General features: G+C 31.8%; 24 protein-coding genes and 1 tRNA gene. 12 read left to right on the top strand and 13 right to left on the bottom strand.

Annotated elements, in window-relative coordinates:
- Positions 1-2: 2 nt before the first annotated feature.
- A complete protein-coding gene (psbP, locus tag EW14_RS05840) occupies positions 3-560 on the bottom strand; it encodes a photosystem II reaction center PsbP (RefSeq protein WP_042850578.1) in 558 nt (185 codons plus the stop codon).
- 103 nt (positions 561-663) lie between these two features.
- Between psbP and recR the strand changes: the two genes are divergently transcribed.
- Positions 664-1,263 (top strand): recombination mediator RecR, encoded by a 600-nt coding sequence (gene recR / locus EW14_RS05835; RefSeq protein ID WP_042850577.1) that lies wholly within the window; start codon positions 664-666, stop codon positions 1,261-1,263.
- Between the two features lie 3 nt (positions 1,264-1,266).
- A complete protein-coding gene (gene lipA, locus EW14_RS05830) occupies positions 1,267-2,166 on the top strand; it encodes a lipoyl synthase (protein WP_042850575.1) in 900 nt (299 codons plus the stop codon).
- Here lipA and EW14_RS05825 read toward each other — a convergent pair.
- From EW14_RS05825 to lysA, 6 genes are read right to left on the bottom strand one after another with little or no spacing between them, the layout of a single operon-like run.
- Positions 2,163-2,663 (bottom strand): hypothetical protein, encoded by a 501-nt coding sequence (locus EW14_RS05825; protein WP_042850574.1) that lies wholly within the window; start codon positions 2,661-2,663, stop codon positions 2,163-2,165. The two genes, lipA and EW14_RS05825, sit on opposite strands and share 4 nt — an antisense overlap.
- Before the next feature lie 12 nt (positions 2,664-2,675).
- Positions 2,676-3,608 (bottom strand): rhodanese-related sulfurtransferase, encoded by a 933-nt coding sequence (locus EW14_RS05820; protein WP_042850573.1) that lies wholly within the window; start codon positions 3,606-3,608, stop codon positions 2,676-2,678.
- The gene (bioB, locus tag EW14_RS05815; protein ID WP_042850572.1) at positions 3,605-4,612 is read right to left on the bottom strand and encodes a biotin synthase BioB; all 1,008 of its coding nucleotides are present in this window, start codon (positions 4,610-4,612) and stop codon (positions 3,605-3,607) included. The genes EW14_RS05820 and bioB overlap by 4 nt, the downstream gene beginning before the upstream one ends.
- A 5-nt stretch (positions 4,613-4,617) precedes the next feature.
- Positions 4,618-5,421, bottom strand: a complete 804-nt coding sequence (locus EW14_RS05810; protein ID WP_042850571.1) for an isoprenyl transferase — start codon at positions 5,419-5,421, stop codon at positions 4,618-4,620.
- A gap of 3 nt (positions 5,422-5,424) precedes the next feature.
- Entirely contained in the window at positions 5,425-6,333 is a 909-nt protein-coding gene (gene cdaA, locus EW14_RS05805; protein ID WP_042850570.1) for a diadenylate cyclase CdaA, read from the bottom strand.
- A 28-nt stretch (positions 6,334-6,361) separates the two neighbouring features.
- Positions 6,362-7,735, bottom strand: a complete 1,374-nt coding sequence (lysA, locus tag EW14_RS05800; protein ID WP_042850569.1) for a diaminopimelate decarboxylase — start codon at positions 7,733-7,735, stop codon at positions 6,362-6,364.
- 82 nt (positions 7,736-7,817) lie between these two features.
- Here lysA and rimI point away from each other — a divergent pair, with 82 nt between their 5' ends.
- The 4 genes from rimI to EW14_RS05780 all read left to right on the top strand — a co-directional run bounded on the left by rimI (position 7,818) and on the right by EW14_RS05780 (position 12,979).
- Positions 7,818-8,264, top strand: coding sequence for a ribosomal protein S18-alanine N-acetyltransferase (gene rimI / locus EW14_RS05795; protein WP_042850568.1), 447 nt, complete (start codon positions 7,818-7,820; stop codon positions 8,262-8,264).
- A 174-nt stretch (positions 8,265-8,438) separates the two neighbouring features.
- Positions 8,439-10,964 (top strand): ATP-dependent Clp protease ATP-binding subunit, encoded by a 2,526-nt coding sequence (locus EW14_RS05790; RefSeq protein WP_042850567.1) that lies wholly within the window; start codon positions 8,439-8,441, stop codon positions 10,962-10,964.
- 15 nt (positions 10,965-10,979) lie between these two features.
- Positions 10,980-12,071 (top strand): iron-containing alcohol dehydrogenase, encoded by a 1,092-nt coding sequence (locus tag EW14_RS05785; protein ID WP_042850566.1) that lies wholly within the window; start codon positions 10,980-10,982, stop codon positions 12,069-12,071.
- A gap of 8 nt (positions 12,072-12,079) precedes the next feature.
- Complete coding sequence (locus EW14_RS05780; RefSeq protein WP_042850565.1) at positions 12,080-12,979, top strand: alpha/beta fold hydrolase; 900 nt, start codon at positions 12,080-12,082, stop codon at positions 12,977-12,979.
- A 12-nt stretch (positions 12,980-12,991) separates the two neighbouring features.
- Here EW14_RS05780 and EW14_RS05775 read toward each other — a convergent pair whose 3' ends face one another.
- Positions 12,992-13,849, bottom strand: coding sequence for a phosphatidate cytidylyltransferase (locus EW14_RS05775; RefSeq protein WP_042850564.1), 858 nt, complete (start codon positions 13,847-13,849; stop codon positions 12,992-12,994).
- A gap of 9 nt (positions 13,850-13,858) precedes the next feature.
- Positions 13,859-15,256 (bottom strand): aminotransferase class I/II-fold pyridoxal phosphate-dependent enzyme, encoded by a 1,398-nt coding sequence (locus EW14_RS05770; protein ID WP_042850563.1) that lies wholly within the window; start codon positions 15,254-15,256, stop codon positions 13,859-13,861.
- Positions 15,257-15,320: 64 nt separating this feature from the next.
- Between EW14_RS05770 and EW14_RS05765 the strand changes: the two genes are divergently transcribed.
- A complete protein-coding gene (locus tag EW14_RS05765) occupies positions 15,321-16,976 on the top strand; it encodes an AarF/ABC1/UbiB kinase family protein (protein WP_042850561.1) in 1,656 nt (551 codons plus the stop codon).
- A 114-nt stretch (positions 16,977-17,090) separates the two neighbouring features.
- Complete coding sequence (locus EW14_RS05760; RefSeq protein WP_042850560.1) at positions 17,091-17,585, top strand: RodZ family helix-turn-helix domain-containing protein; 495 nt, start codon at positions 17,091-17,093, stop codon at positions 17,583-17,585.
- Positions 17,586-17,598: 13 nt separating this feature from the next.
- Here the strand turns inward: EW14_RS05760 and malQ are convergent, their stop codons facing one another.
- Positions 17,599-19,119: a 4-alpha-glucanotransferase gene (gene malQ, locus EW14_RS05755; RefSeq protein WP_042850559.1), complete on the bottom strand. Its 1,521-nt coding sequence runs from the start codon at positions 19,117-19,119 to the stop codon at positions 17,599-17,601.
- A gap of 238 nt (positions 19,120-19,357) precedes the next feature.
- Between malQ and EW14_RS05750 the strand changes: the two genes are divergently transcribed.
- On the top strand, positions 19,358-20,353 hold the full coding sequence (locus EW14_RS05750) for a ribose-phosphate pyrophosphokinase (RefSeq protein ID WP_042850558.1): 996 nt from the start codon (positions 19,358-19,360) through the stop codon (positions 20,351-20,353).
- Positions 20,354-20,363: 10 nt separating this feature from the next.
- Here EW14_RS05750 and EW14_RS05745 read toward each other — a convergent pair whose 3' ends face one another.
- Together EW14_RS05745 and EW14_RS05740 are read right to left on the bottom strand one after the other, a co-directional pair.
- A complete protein-coding gene (locus EW14_RS05745; RefSeq protein ID WP_042850557.1) occupies positions 20,364-20,804 on the bottom strand; it encodes a hypothetical protein in 441 nt (146 codons plus the stop codon).
- A 62-nt stretch (positions 20,805-20,866) separates the two neighbouring features.
- A complete protein-coding gene (locus EW14_RS05740; protein WP_042850556.1) occupies positions 20,867-21,406 on the bottom strand; it encodes a hypothetical protein in 540 nt (179 codons plus the stop codon).
- A 106-nt stretch (positions 21,407-21,512) separates the two neighbouring features.
- Here EW14_RS05740 and EW14_RS05735 point away from each other — a divergent pair, with 106 nt between their 5' ends.
- Positions 21,513-22,631, top strand: a complete 1,119-nt coding sequence (locus EW14_RS05735; RefSeq protein WP_042850555.1) for a histidine kinase — start codon at positions 21,513-21,515, stop codon at positions 22,629-22,631.
- A gap of 41 nt (positions 22,632-22,672) precedes the next feature.
- Positions 22,673-22,745, top strand: a tRNA-Glu gene (locus EW14_RS05730).
- A gap of 17 nt (positions 22,746-22,762) precedes the next feature.
- On the opposite strand, the gene EW14_RS05725 is transcribed toward EW14_RS05730, so the two are convergent.
- The gene (locus tag EW14_RS05725; RefSeq protein ID WP_042850554.1) at positions 22,763-23,299 is read right to left on the bottom strand and encodes an SRPBCC family protein; all 537 of its coding nucleotides are present in this window, start codon (positions 23,297-23,299) and stop codon (positions 22,763-22,765) included.
- Positions 23,300-23,481: 182 nt separating this feature from the next.
- Here EW14_RS05725 and EW14_RS05720 point away from each other — a divergent pair, with 182 nt between their 5' ends.
- A complete protein-coding gene (locus EW14_RS05720; protein WP_042850553.1) occupies positions 23,482-24,609 on the top strand; it encodes an FAD-binding oxidoreductase in 1,128 nt (375 codons plus the stop codon).
- Positions 24,610-24,650 lie beyond the last annotated feature (41 nt).

Here is a 24,650-nt window from a genome sequence, read left to right as displayed (position 1 = left end):
AACTATATTAAAAAGTTAAATGATTCAATCACATTACTAAATATTCCGTCAACTTTATTCCATCTCTCTTCATTTGTTCCCACAGCGAAAGTGTAAAGTGTTCCTCTATCAATTACAACGGTAGCTAATTCGTGTCTGGCCTGTGCATTTAATTTTAATTCATATTCTAAATCATAGAAAATATGATTGGATGCCTCCCTCTTATTGGCATTTAAAAGTTTTACATCTCTACCTGAACCTTCGGGAGCAATGACTTTATCAATTAATGTTTGACCTACTTCACTTGGGCTTCCTAATTGCTCTAATTGAACATCTTTATTTACATCTGAAATAACTAAACTTAAGGTCTCATTACTATTTATTAGATCATGATAAATAATTTCAGGTCCTCCATCGACTTTTACTCTAGTCCATCCTGTTGGGTACAAAAAGGCATATCTTCCATCTGGACTTTGATAAGCTTCTAATCCTGCATTTAGTCCGCCACTACAAGCACTCAGTGTTAAACACAAAAAAATCAAAAATAAATATTTGAAAGGGTTAAATTTAATATTTTTCATTTTGTTTGAAATTACTAACTAAAAATATAATAAGACATTAAAAGCAAACAATTATGGCAATTCAGAATTTTGCGTCTAAATTATCCCTAGAAACAGTTTAATTTTGATTACTTATACCAAATCGCTTTCAAAATTAATTGGTCATTTTGAGAAATTCCCAGGGATTGGTCCAAGAACAGCGCAACGATTGGCCCTGTTTGTTTTAAAACAGCCTGAAAGTACAATAAAAGATTTTTCAAAGGCTTTGTTAGAGGCACATAGTAATGTTGGTCGTTGCATAAAATGTTTCAATTTGACTTCAGAAGATGTATGTGAAATTTGTAAAAATACTGAAAGAAATCAAAAACTAATCTGTGTAGTAGCAGAAACTAAAGATTTGCTTGCTTTGGAGCGCGCCAGAGAATTTAAAGGTGTTTACCATGTTATTGGTGGTTTGATATCTCCAATGGACTCTGTTGGCCCCGAACTCTTAGAAATAAGAAGCTTGGTAGAAAGAGTTAGTAAGACTGAAATAGATGAGATCATATTGGCATTGACCCCCAGTGTTGAGGGAGATACAACAAGTCTTTATATTGGAAAATTGTTAGCTCCTTTTACTAAAGTTACGAGGATTGCATATGGCCTCCCAATGGGCAGTGAACTTGAATATGTGGATGAAGTTACACTTGCAAGGGCGTTAGAAGGAAGAACAAAAATAAATTAGACAATGAGAGAAAATAATCTTATCAAGAAAGAAAAAATCTTAAGACTTCCCCCCTGGATTAAATTTCCTATTAGTAAAGCTTCAGAATTTGAAAAAATACAAACACTTATCAAAAAATCAAATATCCATACTATTTGTGAAGAAGCAAGATGTCCAAATAGAGCAGAATGTTATGCCTCAGGAACAGCCACTTTCTTACTGGGTGGATCGATATGTTCCCGTTCATGTGCTTTTTGTCAGGTAAATAAAGGTAGACCTAGTTCTATCAATATTGATGAATGTACTCAAGTCGCTGAAGCAGTGAAAGTATTAAATTTGAAATATGTTGTTTTGACATCTGTAGCTAGAGACGATCTCCCTGATCATGGTGCAAATTTATTCGTATCTACAATTGATGAGATAAGAAAAATTGATTCAAAAATTAAAATAGAGGTTTTAACTCCTGATTTATGGGGTGGGGGCAAAAATTTTGATGAAACTAATAACCTTCAGACTGATAGATTGAAGATGATTTTAGAAAAAGATCCAATATGCTTTAATCATAATCTTGAAACTGTTGAAAGACTTCAAAAAGAAGTTAGGCGGGGTGCAAATTACAAGAAATCCCTTAGTTTACTAGAAAAGTCAAAAGATATTGCTCCTCATATTCAAACTAAATCAGGAATTATGTTAGGTCTTGGGGAAACATTGGATGAAATAAAAAATACAATTTCTGATCTTAAAAAAATAGATTGTGATCAAATTACAATTGGCCAATATTTAAGGCCCTCATTCAATCATTTGGCAGTTAAGAAATATTGGGATCCATCAGAGTTTGAATATTTATATCGCTTCTCTAAGGAATTAGGATTTAAAAAAGTATCTTCTGGCCCTTTAGTTAGAAGTAGTTATCATGCGGGTTAATTTTCTTCAATTAAAGAGAGTTTCTTTTCAAGTTTTTTTAGTATTGAAATACATTCCCCGTTCATGAGTGTACCTGCACCTCCCCAAACCAATCTTAATAAAAGATCTACTGGGCTAGAACCAACTTCTTTTACAATTTTGAATCCTATTAACTTGAAATATCTCACAAGTTTTTTACTATATCCTTCACTATCAAAAATAGCTAAAAGCCTTGCTTTGTTGCTTGATTTTTTTTCAATTGCCCAAGCCATAGTAGTTGCCCATATTAATTCCGAAACAAAAGCAGGAGCTTTACTAAGGATTCTTAGTGTATCAAGCTGAATACCTTGTTTATTTAAATAAGTCCAACCTTTCATTTCAGCCCAAATCTTAATGATGTTATCTGTCTGTTCCGCTATAACGATTTTAAAGAAACATAATCCGAGAGTTTCTGTAACTTGAATTTTAATTAATAATCCAATGGTAGATGCTAATTTTTCTAATTCTTCAACTTTCATGATTTTAAAAAATTAGTCCTTGTAGATTTTATGATTTTCCACTTTTAATTTATCTATTTGTTTTTGTCTTTCTTCAAACCTTTTCCTATCATCATCACTGAATTGGTCTATACAGAAATGACATTGGATACCCTTTCTATATTCTTTTCTTTCTTGATCTTGAATTGAAACTGGCATTCCACATGCATGACAAATCGAGTAGGAGCCTTTTTCTAATTCTTGATCTAAAGCAACTCTTTTATCAAAAACATAACATTCACCTTCAAATAAGTTTTTTTCTTTTGGGACATCATCAAGGTATTGAAGGATGCCCCCTTGTAGGTGATATATATTTTTATAACCTTTCTTTTTTAGCAAACTAGTAGCTTTTTCACATCTTATTCCTCCAGTACAAAACATTGCTATATTTGTAGATTCTTTATTTTCTATATGGGTTTCTAAGTGATCATCTACCCAATTGGGGAATTCGCTGAAGTTTCTTGTATTTGGGTTTATAGAGTTCTGAAATGTACCTACAGAAACCTCATAATGATTTCTAGTATCAATCACTATTGTATTTTGATTTTTAATTAACTTATTCCATTCTGCCGAATCAATATAAATCCCATTATCTTGTGAGGGATTTATTTCAGGGACTCCCATTGTAACAATTTCTTTCTTGATTTTTATTTTTAATTTTTTGAAGACTTTCTCTTTTGAAAAGTTTACTTTCATATTCAAGTTTCTATTATCTGTATATTTGCTAAGTAAATTGATTACATTATCAATCACATTTTTATCAGCACAAATAGTTCCATTAATGCCCTCACTTGCAAAAATTAATAAACCTGAAAGATCGTTCTCATTTTCAATTTTTAATAATTTATTTTTGAGATCAAAAATTAAGTTTTCTTGAAATGGGAAGAAAGAATAAATAGAAACTATTTTATAATTTGGGCCTTTCATAAAGAAGATAATGTTTTTTCACAAGCTTCAAAATCTTTGTTAAATGATAAGCCAACCTCTTCAAGAAGTTTTCTATCTGATTGAAAAGATGGATTTGAAGTTGTGAGTAACTCATCTCCATAAAAAATTGAATTTGCCCCACATTGAAAACATAAAATTTGAGCTTCTTTTGAAAGCTTTTCTCGCCCTGCACTTAATCTTATTTTACTTTTAGGCATAAGAACTCTTGCTGTAGCAATCATCCTTATCATTTCAATAGAATCAACTTCTTGATTATCTTCTAATCCAGTCCCTTCAATAGCTACTAGTGCATTAATAGGAACACTTTCAGGGTGCGGATTCATATTTGAAAGCACTGCCAAAAGAGATGCTCTATCACCATTAGTTTCACCCAAACCTATTATCCCTCCACAACAAACATTTATTCCTGCATTTCTTACTCTTTTAATTGTATCTAGTCTGTCTTGATAAGTTCTAGTCGTAATTATATTTTTATAGTGCTCAGGACTAGTATCAAGATTGTGGTTATATGCGGTCAAACCTGCATCAGCCAGTCTAGAAGCTTGTTCTTCTGTAAGCATCCCAGCAGTAACACATGCTTCCATCCCTAAATCTTTAACACCTCTAACCATTTCTAACATTGCATTAAAAGATTTACCATCTCTAATTTCTCTCCATGCCCAACCCATACAAAACCTATCTGCACCCTCATTTTTTGCGATTTTGGCTCTTGCTAAAACCTCTTCAACTTGAACTTGTGGATGACTTTTTATTTCGCTAGCACTATAAATTGATTGGCTACAATACGAACAATTTTCCTCACATCCACCAGTTTTTACGCTGAACAATGATGCTAATTGAATGTTGTATTTATTAAATTTCCTGTGAACAATTTGTGATTCCCAAATTAAATCAATCAGAGGCATATTAAGTATTTCCAATATCTCCTCTTTATTCCAATCGAACCTAATTTCTCTTAATAATTGATTATTCAAATTAGCCATTTTTGTTAGGAAGAATAATGAGAATCTTCAAAAGATTTATTTGGTAATGATTCTATACCGCCAAAACGTCTATTCCTTGATTGGTAATCAATTATTGCTTTTAAAAATTCAAACTCATTGAAGTCTGGCCAAAGTACGTCGGATATGTAAATTTCTGAATAAGCTAATTGCCATAAAAGAAAATTACTGATCCTTTTTTCTCCGCTAGTTCTTATTAGTAATTCTGGATCTTTAATCCCTCGTGTTAATAGCTCTGAATTAAATAATTCTTCATTAACTTCACTTGGATTTATCTCGCCAGAAGAAGATTTTAATGCTAATTCTTTTGCAACTTTTACAATTTCTTGTCTACCTCCGTAATTTACACAAATATTCAACAAAAATTTATTGTTGTTTTTAGTTAGATATTCTGAATTAAATATTATTTTTTTTAGAGTTTCAGGGAAAGGAGTTAAATCTCCAATGAATTTTATTTTTGTTGCTTCTTCATGTATCTCTTCAATTTCGTTGCTCAAAACTTCGCTAAAAAGATTTATAAGGAAATCAACTTCTTTTGTTGGTCTTGTCCAATTCTCGGTTGAAAAAGCATAAACAGTTAGTACTTTACAACCTAATTTTTTTGATGCTTTGAGAATTTCTTTTAAAACACTAACTCCTCTTTTATGACCATATGTACGAGGTAACCCTTTTTTGGTTGCCCATCTACCATTTCCGTCCATGATTATTGCTACATGTTCTGGAATTTTTTGCTTATCTATTTTTTTGGATAAGTTATTATTTTTATTGTCAATTATTTTTCCAATAGTCATAAGTTAATCATTTTTGTTAATAAAGATTGCAGGCTTTTCGGTATCTTTTTCGTTCGAATCACTGACAATATTATCACTTAGATTTGTATTTTGGGATAAAGAATTTTTACCTAAAGATGATTTGTTTGTTCCCATTGAGTTTTGATTCCCAATTAAATCTAAAAGAAGTTCTTGTAACCTACTGCTGGTAATTGGCCTTTCAAGTTTCCCTTGGTTTGCTAATGATAATGTGCCTGTCTCTTCAGAGACAACAATACAAATACACCTGTCAAATCTTTCTGTAATACCTAGTGCGGCAAGATGTCTTGTCCCGTATCTACTTATTCCTTGCCTAGATAAAGGGAGTATTACCCCGGCAGATATTATTTTATTCCCTTTCACAAGAACTGCTCCATCATGTAAGGGTGTATCTGTTGCAAAAAGATTTATTAAAAGGTCAGTCGATAATTGTGCCTCAATATTGGTACCTGCATATAAAAAATCTTCAGGTCTTAAATCACTCCCCAAATCTACAACGATTAAAGCCCCCCTCCTATTTTGAGAAAGTTTACCTGCAGTATCTACTAACTGTGTAATAGTAGTTGAAGCTGCTCTAAATTCCTTTGGCGGATTTCCTAGTAATACAGCTAGCCTCCCTGTGCCTAATAGTTCCATTAATCTTCTTAACTCTCCTTGCCAAAGGATCGCTAATGAGAGAGAGCAGGCGAGAACTACTGCATCAATTAATTTTGATGTTAGTGGTAAGTATGCATATCGTTGAATAAACCATGCTGATGATACTAAAAACAAATATCCTCTTAAAAGCCATAATGTCCTTTGTTCTTTTACTCTAGAAAACAATAGAAGTCCAAAACCAAGAGCAAATAAGACATCTAACAAAAGTTTTAAATTTATAATCCCCCAGAAATTCACACTAAAAACAAAATTAATTTAAATGTACCTAATTTTGTTTAAGAAAGCGATCAGGCAAAATATCATACCTTAAAAGATCAAATGGACTTTCTCTTTTTTGAATAATCTCTGCTTCTCCATCACAAACTAAAAGAGCTGCAGGTCTTGGAATTCTGTTGTAGTTAGAGCTCATTGAATTATTGTACGCACCAGTACCAAAAACACATATAAGATCTCCTGTTTTGCAATTTGCGAGTTCTATCTCCTTAAATAATACATCTCCCGATTCGCAGTGTTTACCAGCAATAGTATATTTATTTGTCGAGTTAAGATTAAAAGGGTTTTTTACCAAACATGCAGAATAATTTGATTGATATGTTATGGGCCTTGGATTATCGCTCATCCCCCCATCAACAGACAAATAAGTTCTTATTCCAGGAATTTCTTTAAAAGCACCAATTTTGTATATTGTTATGCCTGCTGTGGATACAATGGATCTACCAGGTTCGCACATCAATTTAGGTAAATCTAAATTATGTTTTTTACAAGCTTTAACAACTGAGGAGGAAATTGTTTTTACCCATTCATCAATAGAAGGTGGGTCATCATTTTTTGTATATTTTATGCCTAAGCCTCCACCAACATTTAGTTCTTTAATTTTATGGCCATATTTCTTGGCGTCTAAAATAACTTTTACCATTATTTCACCTAGATCTTTATGAGGTTCTAGTTCAAAAATTTGGGAACCAATATGAGCATGTAGTCCTTTTAAATTGAGATGTTTAGTTTTGCTTATATTGGCAAATATATTATTCAAATATTCGATACCAAAACCAAATTTGCTATCAAATGAACCTGTTCTTATGTATTCATGTGTATGACATTCAATTCCAGGAGTAAAGCGAATCATTATTTCTAAGTCATGATTTAATGAATTTGATATTTCCTCTAATCTTTTTAAGTCATAGTCATTATCAATAATAATTTTTATGTTATTTCTAATCGCGAAATCTATTTCTTTGTCAGATTTATTGTTCCCATGAAAAACAATTTTTTCATTTGGGACTCCACCCTTTAAGGCTGTTAATAATTCTCCCTCCGAAACTGCATCAAGTCCTAACCCTTCTGAGGAAACAAGGTTACTCATGAATATAGAGCTATTTGCCTTGGAGGCATATATGGGAAGTGATTCGCCTGGATAATATTTTTCTAAGGCTTTTTTATAAGCTCTACAAGACTCTCTTAAAGTGATTTCATCCAAAATGTAAAGAGGTGAATCATATTTTTCAACTAATTCTTCAATAGAACATCCACCAACTGACAATTTTCCATCTCCTCCAATGGATGTAGTAATAGGTACAATATTTTTATTAGGGCTTTCCAGATCAATTTTCTGTTTTAAAAAACTATGTTTTTCTTCCATAGGAGAACTTTGAATAAAGCTTTGCCAAACCTGTCATATTTTATAATGAATCAAGATTTTGACATTAAATATACTTATTAAAATGATATCTATTAAACAAATAAATGAGAGAGATATTGATTTATGTTATGAATTAGATTCAAATACGATTTCGTTATGGAGTAAGAAACAATGGGTTAATGAATTCAAAAAAGAAGGTACAAAAGTCTTTGGGGTATTAATTAAAAACTTAGTTATTGGAATATGTGTTTTTCAAGTTGTTCTTGATGAGGCTCAAATAAATTATTTTGTTGTAAATCAGAAGTTTAGGAAAAAGGGTTTTGGATCTTACCTTATGAGGTATTTAATAAACAAATGTGAAAACTTGAATCTAAAAAAATTACTATTGGAGGTTTCTCAGAGCAATGTTACTGCCGAAAGATTCTATAGACGCTTTGATTTCTCTACTGTAGGAATAAGAAAAAATTATTATAAAGATGGTTCACATGCTCTTTTAAAAGAAAAAAATTTAACAACAAAAATAATGTAAAAATTTAAATGTTCGGATAACCAGAATGCTTGAAATTACTATAATTTCTTGCTATATCATCAAAAAAGTTCAATTTAATTTGATAAATTATACTTTTAGGTATTCATAAAAGCTCATTCTGAACACAAAATTGACATATTACTGGTAGGTTATTAATAGGAATTTAATCTTCTAATGTTTGAAAGATTTACAGAAAAAGCAATAAAAGTCATTATGCTTGCTCAAGAGGAAGCTAGAAGACTTGGCCATAATTTTGTTGGAACTGAACAAATTCTTTTAGGGTTAATTGGAGAAGGAACTGGAGTTGCAGCTAAAGTACTTAAGTCGCTTGGAGTTAATTTAAAAGATTCAAGAATAGAAGTTGAGAAAATAATAGGTAGAGGTTCAGGTTTTGTAGCTGTAGAAATACCTTTTACTCCTAGGGCTAAAAGAGTTTTAGAATTATCTCTTGAAGAAGCTCGTCAACTAGGTCACAATTACATAGGTACAGAACATTTATTATTAGGTTTAATAAGGGAAGGTGAAGGTGTTGCTGCGAGAGTTCTTGAAAATCTTAATATAGACCTTACCAAAGTAAGAACTCAAGTTATAAGAATGCTTGGTGAAACAGCTGAAGTTGGTTCAGGTGCCAGTTCAAACAAGGGCAACTTAAAAACTGCTACTCTTGATGAATTCGGCACGAATTTAACAAAACTAGCTAGTGAATCAAAATTAGATCCAGTAGTTGGCCGCCATTCAGAAATAGATCGTGTAGTTCAAATATTAGGTAGGAGGACAAAAAATAATCCTGTTCTCATAGGTGAGCCTGGTGTAGGTAAAACAGCTATTGCAGAAGGTTTAGCTCAAAGAATACAAACTGGAGATATACCAGACATACTTGAAGATAAGAGAGTTTTGACTCTTGATATAGGTCTTTTGGTAGCAGGAACAAAATATAGAGGTGAATTTGAAGAAAGGTTAAAAAAAATAATGGAAGAAATTAAATCAGCAGGTAACGTCATTCTTGTTATAGATGAAGTACATACTTTAATTGGTGCAGGAGCTGCTGAAGGAGCTATAGATGCAGCAAATATACTCAAGCCAGCTTTAGCTAGAGGGGAACTTCAATGTATTGGAGCAACAACTCTAGATGAATATAGAAAACATATTGAAAGAGATGCTGCTCTAGAAAGAAGATTTCAGCCTGTAATGGTAGGTGAGCCATCTATAGAAGATACAATCGAAATTTTAAAAGGTCTTAGAGAGCGTTACGAACAACATCATCGTTTGAAAATTACTGATGATGCGCTAGAGGCCGCAGCTCATTTGGGGGATCGTTATATATCTGACAGATTTTTACCTGATAAGGCTATTGACCTCATCGATGAGGCTGGAAGTAGAGTTCGTTTAAAAAACTCTAAACTTCCACCTGAAGCAAAACAAATAGATAGAGAGTTAAGACAAGTCCAAAAACAGAAGGAAGAATCTGTAAGAGACCAAAATTTCGATCAAGCTGGCCAATTACGTGAAAAAGAGATGGAATTGTCTGCAAAAATTAAAGAAGTATTGGACAATAAAAAAGAATCTGCAACTGGAGATCAATTAAATGCTGATAATTCTTTAAAAAGCGATTCAACACTTTTGCAAAATCCCCTTGTTAGTGAAGAGGATGTTGCACATATTGTGGCTTCATGGACAGGCGTTCCTGTTCAAAAATTAACAGAAACTGAATCAGTCAAGCTCCTTAATATGGAGGAAACACTTCACCAAAGGCTAATTGGACAAGACGAAGCTGTAAAGGCTGTTTCAAGAGCTATAAGAAGAGCAAGGGTTGGATTAAAAAATCCTAATAGACCCATCGCAAGTTTTATTTTCTCTGGCCCTACTGGTGTTGGTAAAACTGAATTGACTAAATCACTAGCTTCATATTTCTTCGGTAGTGAAGAAGCAATGATCAGATTAGATATGTCAGAATTTATGGAAAGACATACAGTTAGTAAACTTATAGGCTCACCGCCTGGTTATGTCGGTTTTAACGAAGGTGGCCAGCTTACTGAAGCAGTTAGAAGACGTCCTTATACAGTCGTTTTATTTGATGAAGTTGAAAAGGCGCATCCAGATGTTTTCAATTTATTATTGCAATTACTTGAAGACGGAAGATTAACTGACTCCAAAGGTAGAACTGTAGATTTTAAAAATACATTGTTAATTATGACCTCTAATATCGGTTCAAAAGTCATCGAGAAAGGTGGTGGCGGACTAGGATTCGAATTCTCAGGTGATTCAGTTGAAGATAGCCAATATAATAGAATTAAATCATTAGTTAATGAAGAACTTAAGCAATACTTTAGACCTGAATTTTTAAATAGACTTGATGAAATAATTGTATTCAGACAACTAACTAAAAATGAAGTTAAAGAAATTGCTGAAATAATGTTGCAAGAAGTTTTTGTCCGATTACAAGATAAAGGCATTAAATTAGATGTCACCGATGCTTTCAAGGAAAGACTGGTTGAGGAAGGTTATAATCCTTCATACGGAGCAAGACCTTTGAGAAGGGCGGTTATGCGTTTACTTGAAGATAGTTTGGCTGAAGAAGTTCTTTCTGGCAGAATAAAAAATGGAGATAATGCTTTAGTTGATATAGATGACAATAAAAAAGTTACAATAAATATTTCTTCTGAAGAATCTTCTCAAGAGCTAGCAGGTGCTAACTTCTAATCATTCAAAGTAAATATGCAGTCAATCTCTCCAGAAATTATATATAGGGGAAATTATGCTTGGGAAGAATCATTACCTCAAATCAGTACTTTAACTAAAAGTCCATTAATTCTAGGTAGAGGAATTCAAACGAATAATTTGAGAAATAATATTTTTAATGATTTAAAAAATCAAAAACTTAATGTTAATTCTGCTAATTTACAATTTGATTGTTGTTACGAAGATATTTCAAGAGTTAAGAATATCATTTTAAATAATAATAATGATTCTGTTATCGCAGCTGGAGGTGGCAAAGTTCTTGATTCTGGAAAATATTTAGCAGATTGTCTTAATATCCCTTGTATTACTGTGCCTCTTAGTGCATCTACATGCGCAGGTTGGACAGCCTTATCAAATATATATACAAAGGATGGTCAATTCATAAAGGATGTCGAACTAAGATCTTGCCCGAAAATACTAGTTTATGATCATAAATTTATTCAAACAGCACCATCAAGAACACTTGCAAGTGGCATAGCTGATGCTTTGGCAAAATGGTACGAATCCTCAATAACAAGTTCAACGATAGATGACGGTCTTGTTCAACAAGCAATTCAGATATCAAGAGTTTTAAGAGATCAACTATTAATAGATGGAGAAAAAGCGTTTAAGGGTCAATATGAAAATTATCCTTCTTGGCAAAATACTGTAGAAGCATGTGGACTTACAGCAGGATTAGTTGGTGGTATTGGTGGAGAAAAATGTAGGACTGCAGCAGCACATGCTATTCATAATGCAATTACTCAGATAATTACCCCTAATAAATTCTTACATGGTGAGATTGTTGGGGTTGGATTATTATTGCAATTAAGATTAGAAGAAATGAAAAATAATAATAAATTAGCTGCTCAATCAATTAAACAATTATTTGTACTCATGAAAGAATTGAATTTGCCAACTACTATCGGACAACTTGGAATAAATGTTTTTGAAAATAATAATTTAGAGAAAATTGCTGATTTTACCTGTCGAGATAAATCTGAGATTCACTTTTTACCTTTTGAAATTAATAAACAGGATATAATAGAGGTCATTTCAAATTTTGAACAACAAAAAATTAAAATATAAACATTTTTTTGACTAAAAACAATTTTGAACAATTAAGTGATTTAAATGCAGAATTTTTTGAAAGTGCCAAATTGTCACTTTTAGACCCTTTAGGTCTTTATTTGGCAAATGATGTAAGGTGGATAAAATTCAACCAAAACTGGAATTCTTTAAAATTCCCAGTAGTTATGGGAGGGAAAGGTCAACCTATACTTCTTCTGCATGGCTTTGATAGTAGTTTTTTAGAATTCAGGAGAATATACAAATCACTTAAAAGAAATTTTCAAGTTATCGTTCCTGATCTGTTGGGTTTTGGTTTTAGTCCCAGGTGCGCAACAAATGAATACAATTCCTCGAAAATAATTTCACATTTAATTGATCTCCTTAAAACTTTAAAGATAGCAAAGAATCTAAAAATTATAGGTGCCTCTATGGGAGGCTCAACAGCTTTAAAACTTGCTTTTGAAATTCCTGATTCTATTGACAAAATTATCCTTCTTTCTCCAGCCGGATTGTTTGGAGAACCTAAGAGAATTCCTTTCCCTCTTAATCAAATTGGCGCCTCATTTCTTGGCTTGCCTCAGGTCAGAAAAAGTCTTTGTAGGCAAGCATTTGCTTTTCCAGATGAATGTGTTGGTGAAATGGAAGAGCAAATTGCTTCAATTCATCTTGGTTGTAAAGGATGGAGGAATTCACTTGCATCATTTGCAAAAAGTGGTGGGTTTGCCGGAACTCAAAAATATATTCAAAATATCCCTATAAAAACATTATGTGGAGAAAATGATCGAATCCTTGGAAAAAAAGAGATTAAAAACATAAGAAGTATTGAAAAATTAAATTTTGTAGGATTACAAAATTGTGGTCATCTTCCACATATAGATCTACCATCATTATCTAGTAAAATTATCCAAGATTATTTTTTGGAATAAAAGATTTTTTAATTAATTTAGATACTTCAAAATTATAAAAATATAATACAAAACAGATGGAGTAAAGATGTAACTGTCAATTCTGTCAAGAATTCCTCCATGTCCAGGTAAAAAAGTTCCGGAATCCTTTATTTTTGCATCTCTCTTCATCATAGATTCAATTAAATCTCCAACTAATGCCATAAGAGAAATTGAAATTCCATATATTATTCCAACAAATAATGGATTTTCCCAATTCATTAAAAATGCGAAAAATATTGCTAGTAATGTTGAACAGGATATTCCTCCAAGTAAACCTTCTATAGTTTTGCTCGGAGATATTGGAGATAGAGATGTTTTACCAAATGACTTCCCAATGAAATAAGAACCAATATCACTAGCTACAATTAAAAAACAAGAAGTTAAAGTTAGATAAAGACCTGTAGTATTTGATAAATTCTCAAACGACATAATACCCTGATTTGAACTTATTATCACTGAATCTAATCCCCTTAACTTAATCCAGTAACTAGGTAAAAAACCTAAATAGAATAATCCAAAAATAGAGGCTGCAATATCTGAAATTGTCCCGGGTTTTGGTTGCAAAAGTAACCAAGTGCATATCCCAACTGAACAGATTGGTAAAATTGAATTTGAAATTTCTCCTTCAAGCAAACCAATAGTCTCAAGATAAGTAGAAACTATAATTATAAAGGATGAAAATAGTGTAGTTTTTGTAGCTGGTCTTATTCCTTTAAATTCTGCCATTCTAAAAAATTCTAATAATGCTAGATATGTAAGCAACGCAGTTGCCAATGTAAAAAACCACCCCCCCATCAAAACAACAATTAAACCAAAAATTCCTATAAGTAATCCGCTTCTTAATCTCATATGAAATTGCTATGTTTCTATGACTCTTATATTAAAATTTACCAGATCTTTGTTGCATAAACTTTGATTATTTATCCAATTAAACCTATTTATATCAATTTTTTCGCCAGGAATTATTAGAGGTATCCCGGGAGGATAAGGGCAAATAATATCTCCAGATATTTTATTTAATGATTGTGAGAAAGAAATACTACGAGTCTCACTTCTCCAAGCAATTCCAATTTCGATTTCGGGAGCTTGAACTAATTCAAAGGGCGATTTGAGCACTTCTAAACTTTTTGATTTTTTGGCATTTAACAGTAATTTTTTCCATAACTTTTCAAATAAATTAAGAAAATCTTTTTGATTTCCAAATCCTAAGCAAAAAGTGAGAGTCATCATTTCTGGCAATTCGGCAATAAGGCCATTTCTATAAAAAAATTTATCAGCAGTAAAACCATCAATTCCAGCCTGAGAGGTATTGACTACAATTTTTAAGGGGTCTTGAGTTTCTATGAGAGGAATATTTTTTTGAATTAATTTTTTATAAATACTTTTTGCCTCTAAAATTCTTTTTTGATATTTTGATAAACTTTTTTTATTGAGCCAGTCCTTAATAGACTCTTCACAAGAAGAAAGTAATAAGGAGCTTGGACTAGTAGTTTGCAGCAAATTAATACTTTTGATTAAATTACCTTCATTTATTAGATTCCCTTTGTACCAAAGTACCGCCGTTTGAGTTAATCCATTGAGCGACTTATGCAATGAATTAACAACTAAATCAGCCTTTAATGATAAGGCCGGTTTTGGTAAATTAAGGTTTTCACAAAAAAGGAAATATGAACCATGGGCTTCATCAACTAAAACAGGTAAATTTTTTTGATGACAACAATCTATTAAAGGCTCTAAATCTCCGGAATATCCATGATAAGAGGGATTTACAAGAATAACCCCTGCAATTTTATTCTCATCAAAATTTAATTTCTTAAATACATTTTCAAACCAAATTTTTGTAATTGGTTTGTAATGACCCGTTAAGGTTGAAAATTCTAGGTCAAAAAATATTGGATTTATATTCTGCATCGCACAGATTTTTATAATACTTATGTGAACATTTCTAGGCATCAGGATATTTTCTCCTGGATTTGCCATTGCAATTACTGCTGATTGTATTAATCCGGAAGCTCCATTAACTCCAAAAAAACATCCTTTAGCCCCAAATCTTTCGGAGAATTCTCTTTGAGATTTAGCAATCAATCCGCTTTGGGATAGCGGTGAACCTATTTCTGGTAGTTCGGGTAAGTCCCAATACCCAGGTGGATTTTTTAATAACTTCACCAATTTATCTGGTAAAGCTGCCCCTCTGTTATGAGCGGGAAAGAATAAAGACTTTAAAAACTTTTTAGTTAGAAAAGATGAAATGCTCATAAAGTATTATTGACATATATAGAATGGTCTACATGGTAATCTTTTTTGATATTTTTTAACTTTAATGAAAAGATCTTATTCGAAATATTCAGCAAAAGATGACTTACTTTGGTTGATTTTGAGACCATGGATTTTTATCCCAAGAGTTTTATATATCCTTTTAACTTTTATTTTTCTTTTTTTAAGAATACTTTTTCAAGGTAACAGTAAAAATGAAAATGTACAAAAAAATCTCTCGAAATATCTTTTTGATGTAATAACGGATTTAGGGCCTTGTTTTATCAAATTAGGCCAAGCACTCTCAACTAGGCCAGATCTTGTTAGACAAGATTGGCTTACAGAACTTACAAACTTACAAGATAATCTCCCAGCATTTGATCACAAAATTGCTTTAAAAATCATTGAAGAGGAACTTGGATCCCCGGCTAATAAATTATTTGAAGAGTTTCCAGATAGTCCTATTGCTTCAGCAAGCTTAGGTCAAGTTTATAAAGCAAAAATAAATAATTCTTATCTAGCTGTGAAAGTACAGCGACCGAATCTATACTTTCTCATAAGAAGGGATATTGTAATCTTAAGGTTTTTAGGAACTTTTTTATCTCCACTCTTACCATTAAATATAGGTGTTGGAATTGGAGAAATAATAGATGAATTCGGTAAGGCACTTTTTGATGAAATTGACTATCAAAAAGAGGCCGAAAATGCTTTGAAGTTTGCAAATTTATTCAAAGAAAACCCAAATATTTTTATTCCTAAATTAGAAAAACAGTTTTCATCTAAAAGGATTATCACAACCTCTTGGATTGATGGAGTTAAGTTAAGAGATCGAGCTTTACTCGAGGAAAATAACTTAATACCTTCTTCTTTTATAAAAACATGTGTCATCAGTGGACTGCAGCAATTATTTGAATTTGGATATTTTCATGCAGACCCACATCCAGGAAATATGTTTGCTCTCAAAGGAGGAAATGCAGATTGTGGGAATTTAGCTTATGTTGATTTCGGAATGATGGATACTATTACTAATTCAGATAGGCTTACTCTTATCAAGGCAATTGTTCACATAATAAATGAAGAATATTATCTTCTAGCAGAAGATTTCCAGAAATTAGGTTTTTTAACCAAAGAGCAAGATCTTCAAAAACTTGTAGAACCATTAAAAGAAGTTCTTGGAGGATCTCTAGGAGCAGAGGTTGGTAATTTTAATCTTAAAAATGTAACTGATAAATTCTCAAAACTAATGTATTCCTATCCTTTCAGAGTTCCCAGTAGGTTTGCCTTAATAATAAGAGCCGTTGTTAGTCAAGAAGGTTTAGCACTAAGACTAGATCCTGAATTTAAAATTTTAAAAATCGCTTATCCCTATATTGCAAAAAAACTACTTACAGATAATTCTGAAGAGATTTTAGACATCCTTTTAGAAGTCGTTTTTGATAAAAAAGGTCAAATTCAAATAGAAAAAGTTGAAAGTTTATTAAATATTTTATTTAAAGATTCAGAGAATATTAATTCAGACCTCATACCAGTTGCTAACGCTGGATTGAAATTATTTATTAGTAAAAAAGGATCCGAAGTTAGAAAGAATCTTCTTTTAAGCCTTATAAAAGATGAAAAATTAGAATTTACAGATGCAAAAAAACTCTTAGCTTTAATAAGAGATACTTTTAGCCCTCTGAATATTGCAAAAAGTGCAGTGCAAAATATTATTTCCACAGTTTAGTTTTTATATTTATCTCTAATAAATTTACTTATGATTTTAATTCGATTAGAATTGAACAAATTGTTTATTTTGAAAATTGAGTAGTAAAAGTATTTATTAGATTAGGGCTATAGAATGAATATTTTGAAAAATCTCTTTTTATTTAATAAGAAATCTGAAAAAAATAAAGACTTTAGTCCTGGATTTGTTGATCAATATATAGAAATTGCAAAGTTAGTAAAAGAAGCAAGAATTCAACAAAAACTTACAATAAAAGAATTGTCATACATTTCAAAAATTCCTGAACGAATAATAAATTCTATTGAAAGTAACAATAAAAATATTAGGCCAGAGTATCCATTTATAAGATCTATATTAATTAAATTAGAGGAATGCTTAGGTTTAAAAAAAAATACATTATTAAAATTAGCAGTTAAAGAAAGAAAAATTATAAAGAAAGGGGGAAAGGATTTTTTGTTCAAGAAATTCGATCTTATCAATACTTGGCAAGGAAGTCTTTTATATTTTTTTCTATTAGTTTTAACTATATTTATATTAAAGAGATACTTTATTTTAAACGTAAATGTCATAGAGATTCAAAATATTGAAAATCAAATCATCGAAAAATAAATTTTAAGAAATCCTATTTTCTAGTTCTCCCAAAATTATTTCCAAGCTCACTAAAAGTTTTTATATTATCTTCTATTTCTTCTAAAGATCGATTTAATTTCCATTTCCAATTGTTTTTTGTGGTACCAGGTTTGTTTAATCTACTTGAATCGTCTAGAGATAATAAATCTTGTATTGGAGCGATAAATAGATTCGCATTTGTGTCCATTCCAATTTCTATTAAATCCCAAGAAGGATTTTCTGAAAATTTATACTTATCTCTTATTCTTCTTTTGGATTCATAATCTAGATATTCCCACCATGAAACAGAAGTAGAATTGTCATGAGTCCCTGTATAAACAACCCAATTTTCTCCTTCAATATTCTTGGGTAAATAAGGATTATCTTCATTGCCATCAAAAGCGAATTGCAATATTTTCATGCCAGGCAGTTCAAAATTGTTCCTTAATTTCTCAACATCTGGGGTTATTACTCCAAGATCTTCCGCAATAATTGGTAGATATTTACCCCCTAGGTCCTTTTTTACTTTTTTCAATAGTGTTCTACCTGGAGAATTTATCCATTTTCCGATAATTGCCGATTTAGAACGGCCATTAACTCTCCAGTAACCCGCTAAACCTCTGAAATGATCGAATCTCAAAATATCCACAAGTTCAAATTGCCTTTGAAATCTTTTTCTCCACCAATTGAAATTAGTCCTCTTATGTTTTGACCAAAAGTAAGTTGGGGTACCCCATAATTGTCCTGTTGATGAGAAATAATCAGGTGGAACACCACTTTGAAATATTAAATCTCCATTCTTAAAAATTGAAAATAATGATTTATTACTCCATACGTCAGCGCTGTCTCTAGAGACATAAAAAGGCAAATCTCCTATGAGCTTAATATTCTTTAATTTTGCAAAGTTTTTAATGGAGCTCCATTGCTCATCTAGATGCCACTGTATTAATTTCTTAATAAGTATCTCTTTACTCTTTTTCTTAATCCACAATTTTAAAAAATTGTTATTTTTTATTTTAAAATCTTGTGGCCATTCCCACCAAGGCAACATATTAAACTCCTCTCTGATAACAACAAATGTTGCATAATCTTCAACCCAAGAATTCCTACTGATCCATTTATTAAAATTTATTTTTTTTTCTTCAGGCTGTGAACTCCAACCTTGTAAAAGTAGGTGCCCTATTTTCTTTGTTAAATCATCCGCAATATTAAAATCAAACTCATCTTTATTCTGATTTATTGGATCAAGATTTTCTTTATTTGGAATCAAGATAAAACCTTTCTCGATTAAATCATCTAGATCCAAAAACCATGGGTTTAGTGCAAAACTAGACGGGGAACTATATGGAGAACCTGTAGAGTCAGTAGGTGTAAGAGGTAAAAATTGCCAGTATTCAATTCCATGCTTATGTAGTTTTTTTATCCACTCTTTAGCTCCTCTACCAAACGTTCCACATACTCTTCCTCCAGGAATACATGTTGGATGCATAAGTACGCCTAATGATTTTTTTGCAAGAATTGATTCTATGGGCATTTGTATATATTTTGATTCTTTACACTTAAAGAGTTTCTAATTCTCTAAATTAAACCATATACAAATTTTCTTTAATTGACAAATATTATTCCTAGCTTTTAAGACTGAATAAATATTAGATCCGATTTTAATCAACAATTTTTTTTAATTGATGGGACTTTTGAAAACATAAGTCAATATCTTTTGCGAAATTCACATAAACGACTACGATAAGAATATAGTTTATGGTGCAAATTTCGTGACAAGTTTTATCACGGCAATGCAGAGTAAAGAATCTAACTTTAATCTAACTAATAGTAGATTAAGGCTAGTAAGTGGAACAACAAATCCTAAATTAGCTGAAGAAATTGCATCATACTTAGGGATTAAAAATGTACCCTTAATTTCTAAAAGATTTGCTGATGGAGAACTTTATGTCCAGATTCAGCAATCTATTAGAGGTTGTGATGTATTCCTTATACAACCTACGTGCGCTCCTGTAAACGATAGTTTAATGGAGCTTATGATTATGGTTGACGCATGCAAGAGAGCGTCTGCAAGACAAATAACGGCTGTAATTCCCTATTTTGGATATGCAAGGGCAGATAGAAAGACCTCTGGAAGAGAATCTATAACTGCAAAACTAACTGCTAATTTGCTTGAAAAATCAGGAGTTGATAGGGTTCTTGCTATGGACTTACACTCAGCCCAAATACAAGGGTACTTTGACATCCCATGCGATCATATTTACGGTTCGCCTGTGTTAATTGATTATCTAGAAACTTTAGATCTAGAAGAAATAGTTGTCGTCTCTCCTGATGTAGGTGGAGTTGCGAGAGCAAGAGCATTTGCAAAATTAATGAAAGATTCTCCTTTGGCTATTATTGATAAAAGGAGATCGGCTCATAATATCGCCGAAAGTCTAACAGTTATTGGTGAAGTTAAAGGTAAAACGGCTATTCTTATAGACGATATGATCGACACGGGAGGAACAATTTGTTCTGGAGCTCATTTATTAAAAAAAGAAGGAGCCAAAAGAATATTTGCATGTGCCTCACATGCTGTATTTTCTCCTCCTTCTTATGAAAGATTAAGTACTAAGAATCTATTCGAGCAAGTTATTGTAACTAATAGCATACCCGTTATACATACAGATAATTTTCCACAGTTAAAAATTCTTTCTGTAGCAAATATGCTTGGAGAAGCTATTTGGAGAATCCACGAAGAAAGTTCCGTAAGTTCAATGTTCAGATAATAAATAAAAGTTATTTTTTACTTTGCTTTACAAGTTGCTTTAACCTTTTTTCATAATCATTTTTTATATTTTTTGGAATACTTTCAGGACAAATATTAAGTGCACTTCCGATAATTTGAAATGTACCTGCGTTATATAATTTTTTCTCATCAAGTTTTTCATTTCCTAATTCTTTAATAAGTCCTCCATGCTTCCCAATTATTACATTTGCAAAGGTAGCACTAGCAATCCCAAGGCCTTTTTTAAAATCTACTTCAGCTTTTGAAGCTATACAAAGATAGGAGGCCCCCATTTGTCGATAAAGGAAAAGATCTTTTTCAGATGCAGCAATTAAATTTTTTTCAGCCTTAATTTGTCTATTTATTAAATTAATCTCAAAAAGTGTAAAGGGTATAAAAAGGCTAATCCCAAGTAATTTTAAAATTTTTTTTGAATAAAAATTAATGCCCATTAACTAATAACATTTACTACAAGATAACATTTTTAAGTTTGCATTAATTTATAAAAAAGCACTTATTTAATAATTTTTATTTCATGATGATTCTCTACTATTTTTAACTTGTTTTTGTTCCATGAGTATATAACTCTGAATCTAAACTTATCCGAATCTACTAGTCTTGTATGTTCAAGTATGTACCAATCTTTGTAAGAAGATTCAAAAATCATTTCGTGTTCATCTACCTGCTTAATATTTGAAACACCTTCATCATTACTTAAATAAAAATTTTCCCTCATAAGTTGATGCCCCTTTAGGAATGCAAGCATTTCACCTCGTTCTTTATATTGGGGGTTTTCCTCAAAAAATTTATATTTTTTTTCTGGATACCAAGTAAATTTATAGTGAGATTCCCATTCAGATTTATTTTTAAGAGCTTGTATATTTATATTCATACATAAATTATAAGTTTTTTGCATTTCATCAAGAAAATATGTTCTATTAGATTTCCACAAACCAATATTTCTCGAAAACCATCTTTTTAAATTACTATTTAAATTAATTTCTGGAGGATTAGCTCCAAAATTTGAATTTTTCTTTTGATTGACAACAACCATATATAAATAAGTCCTATTTATTTCATAGCTTATTTGTAGAATAAAAATAAATATCTTAAGGTGTTTATAAGGATTAACAGCTTTTCAACACTTCAGGGGAAATCATTTGAATGATAAAAAAGAGCTAAGATTAATACTTGTAGCAGCTAGAAATCAACTTTCTAGTAATGATATTAAGTCTCTGATAGCTTATTTAGAGTCAGATGATTGTGAGTTTAAGATATCTCTTCAGATTTCGGAGCCCACAGAACAGCCAGAATTACTCGAATTACATAGATTAGTGGCTATCCCCGCTCTTATAAAGGTTTCCCCAGCTCCTAAACAAATATTTGCTGGAAGTAATATTTTTTCTCAGTTGCAGAAGTGGCTGCCAAGATGGACACAGGAAGGTTTAACAAAAAATTTAGGGATTAATTTGCAACCATCCAAAATTGATTCAATAAGAACTCAAAAAGAATTTCTTCTGGAAGACGAACTTCTTGTTCTAAGACAAGAGAATGAGACATTAACAAAGAGAATAGAATCTCAGGAAAGATTATTAAGAATGGTTGCACATGAATTAAGAACACCCTTAACTGCAGCTACTTTGGCGGTTCAAAGTCAAAAACTTGGACAAATAGATATTACAAAATTGCAAGAGGTAATTAAAAGAAGATTGGAAGAGATTGAACTCTTATCTCAGGATCTTTTAGAGGTCGGAACAACAAAATGGGAAGCTTTATTTAATCCTCAAAAAATTGAATTAGGTAATATTAGTGCTGAAGTAATACTTGAATTAGAAAAGTTTTGGAGATTAAGGAATATTGAAATTGACACGGACATTCCATCAGATTTACCAAGTGTATTCGCTGATCAAAGAAGAATGAGGCAAGTATTTCTAAATTTAATTGAAAATGCTATTAAATTTTCCAAAGACTCTGGTTCAATAAAAATTACAATGATTCACAAAACAAACCAATGGGTTGAAATAACAATTTGTGACAAAGGTGCAGGTATTCCTATGAGCGAACAGAAAAGGATTTTTCTTGATAGAGTCAGGCTCCCACAGACTTCTGAAGGAACTTCAGGATTTGGGATAGGGCTATCAGTATGTAGAAGAATAGTACAAGTCCATGGGGGAAGAATATGGGTTGTATCTGAAGTTGGCGTAGGTTCCTGTTTTCATTTTACAGTTCCTGTGTGGCAAGGACAAAACAAAGATCAACAATACTTGACGAAAGGCTAGCCTTACTCTTAATTTTTAATAAGCTGTTATGCTAATTTCCTGGCCCCATCGTCTAGAGGCCTAGGACACCTCCCTTTCACGGAGGCGACAGGGGTTCGAATCCCCTTGGGGCTATTATTTAAAATTTAATGCTAATTTATTGAGGACTTTGCTTGCCTATCTACGGCAATCAAATTTTCTGAAAGATCTTTTTTTAATCTTTTCTCTATCATTCCTATAGGCATCCACTGACAACCTTGAACAGTGAGATCGTAAATTAATGAATTTTTTTGTCTGTTTTTAATATTCTGAATTTTCCAACTACCTTCAAACTTTCTGAAATCTCCTTTAATCAAATTAAATTTTAAAAGACCAAGCTCCTTATCTTCGAATAAATCGATAGTTACTTCAGCTGAAAATTTCAAACCAAGAAAATCCTGAGCTCCAACTTGTTTAAGGTGAACATTATTGTTATTTTGATATATTTTTTTGCTTGAAAGTAAATTTGGTATGTAAAGATTTAGTCGATCATAATCTGTTAAAACATTCCACAAAGAATCAAAACTCGCAGAGGTTGTAAGTTGAGCTGCAAGTCTTCTTGTTCCACCAGAAAGCTTCTCCATCGTTTGCTCAATTGTCCTGTAATCATCGTTTTTAGAATGATCTACTGATGCTTGAGGATTATTCATAAATGAATTTTTTAATTAGATAAAAAATTATTTCTGTGTAACTATACCGATAAAAACAATAAATACTGAAAAATAAAAATAATTTCATTAAATTATTCCGATCTCAAAACGTAACCATTTTTGTGAAATCACTACAAATTAAACTACAAATTGATAATCTTTTATAAAAGAAATCTTAAAAAATGTATTCACAAGCAAAAGTAATCGCAGGCGGATTAGCTCATATACCAGTAGTAATAGCTGTTTTTTATTTTATACTCACAACTTTTAATAAAAGAGCTTTAAAATTTGTTGAAGAAGCAAAAACAAAAAAACCTGAATCAAAGCCTGTGGAACCAAAAAAAACAACTGTTTTGAAAACAGATAATACAAAAATAGAAGCTCCAAAAACAGAAACTCTTAAAGTGGCCAAGAAAAAGCATGCAGATGTTCCAGTCAATATTTATCGCCCCAAGACACCATACGAGGGAACAGTTATTGAAAACTATAGTCTTCTTAAAGAAGGAGCTATTGGTAGAGTTAATCACATAACTTTTGACCTTAAAGATAGTGATCCATTTTTAAATTACGTAGAAGGTCAAAGTATTGGTATTATGCCTGCTGGTGAAGATGCCAATGGAAAACCTCATAAATTAAGACTTTACTCAATAGCCAGCACCAGACATGGAGATGACTTTAATGGAAATACAGTTTCTCTTTGTGTGAGACAGCTTCAGTATGAAAAAGATGGTGAAACCATTAATGGTGTCTGCTCCACTTACTTATGTGATATTAAGCCTGGCGATAAAGTAAAAATAACAGGACCTGTAGGTAAAGAGATGCTTCTCCCTGATGAAGAGGAAGCAAACATTGTCATGTTGGCCACTGGCACAGGAATAGCACCGATGAGGGCTTATTTAAGAAGAATGTTTGAACCAACCGAAAAAGAAAAAAATAAATGGAATTTCAAGGGTAAAGCATGGTTATTTATGGGTGCTCCAAAATCAGCTAACTTGTTATATGAAGAAGATCTTCAAAGATACCTTAATGAAAATCCAGATAATTTTAAATATACAAAAGCTATTAGTCGTGAGCAGCAAAATACAAAAGGTGGAAGAATGTACATACAAGACAGAGTTTTAGAATCAGCCAATGAACTTTTCAATATGATTGAAGATGAAAAGACTCATATATATCTTTGTGGTTTAAAGGGTATGGAGCCTGGAATAGATGAAGCAATGACTAAGGCAGCTGAGGAAAAAGGCTTGAACTGGTCAGAACTAAGACCTCAACTAAAAAAAGCAGGAAGATGGCACGTAGAAACCTACTAAATCTTTTATATTTGATTTAAGTTTCACCTGCTAAATACTTT

Source organism: Prochlorococcus sp. MIT 0604 (genome assembly GCF_000757845.1).
Classification (GTDB): domain Bacteria; phylum Cyanobacteriota; class Cyanobacteriia; order PCC-6307; family Cyanobiaceae; genus Prochlorococcus_A.
The sequence above is the reverse complement of the archived record's forward strand: the minus strand, read 5'-3'. Positions and strand labels throughout refer to the sequence as shown.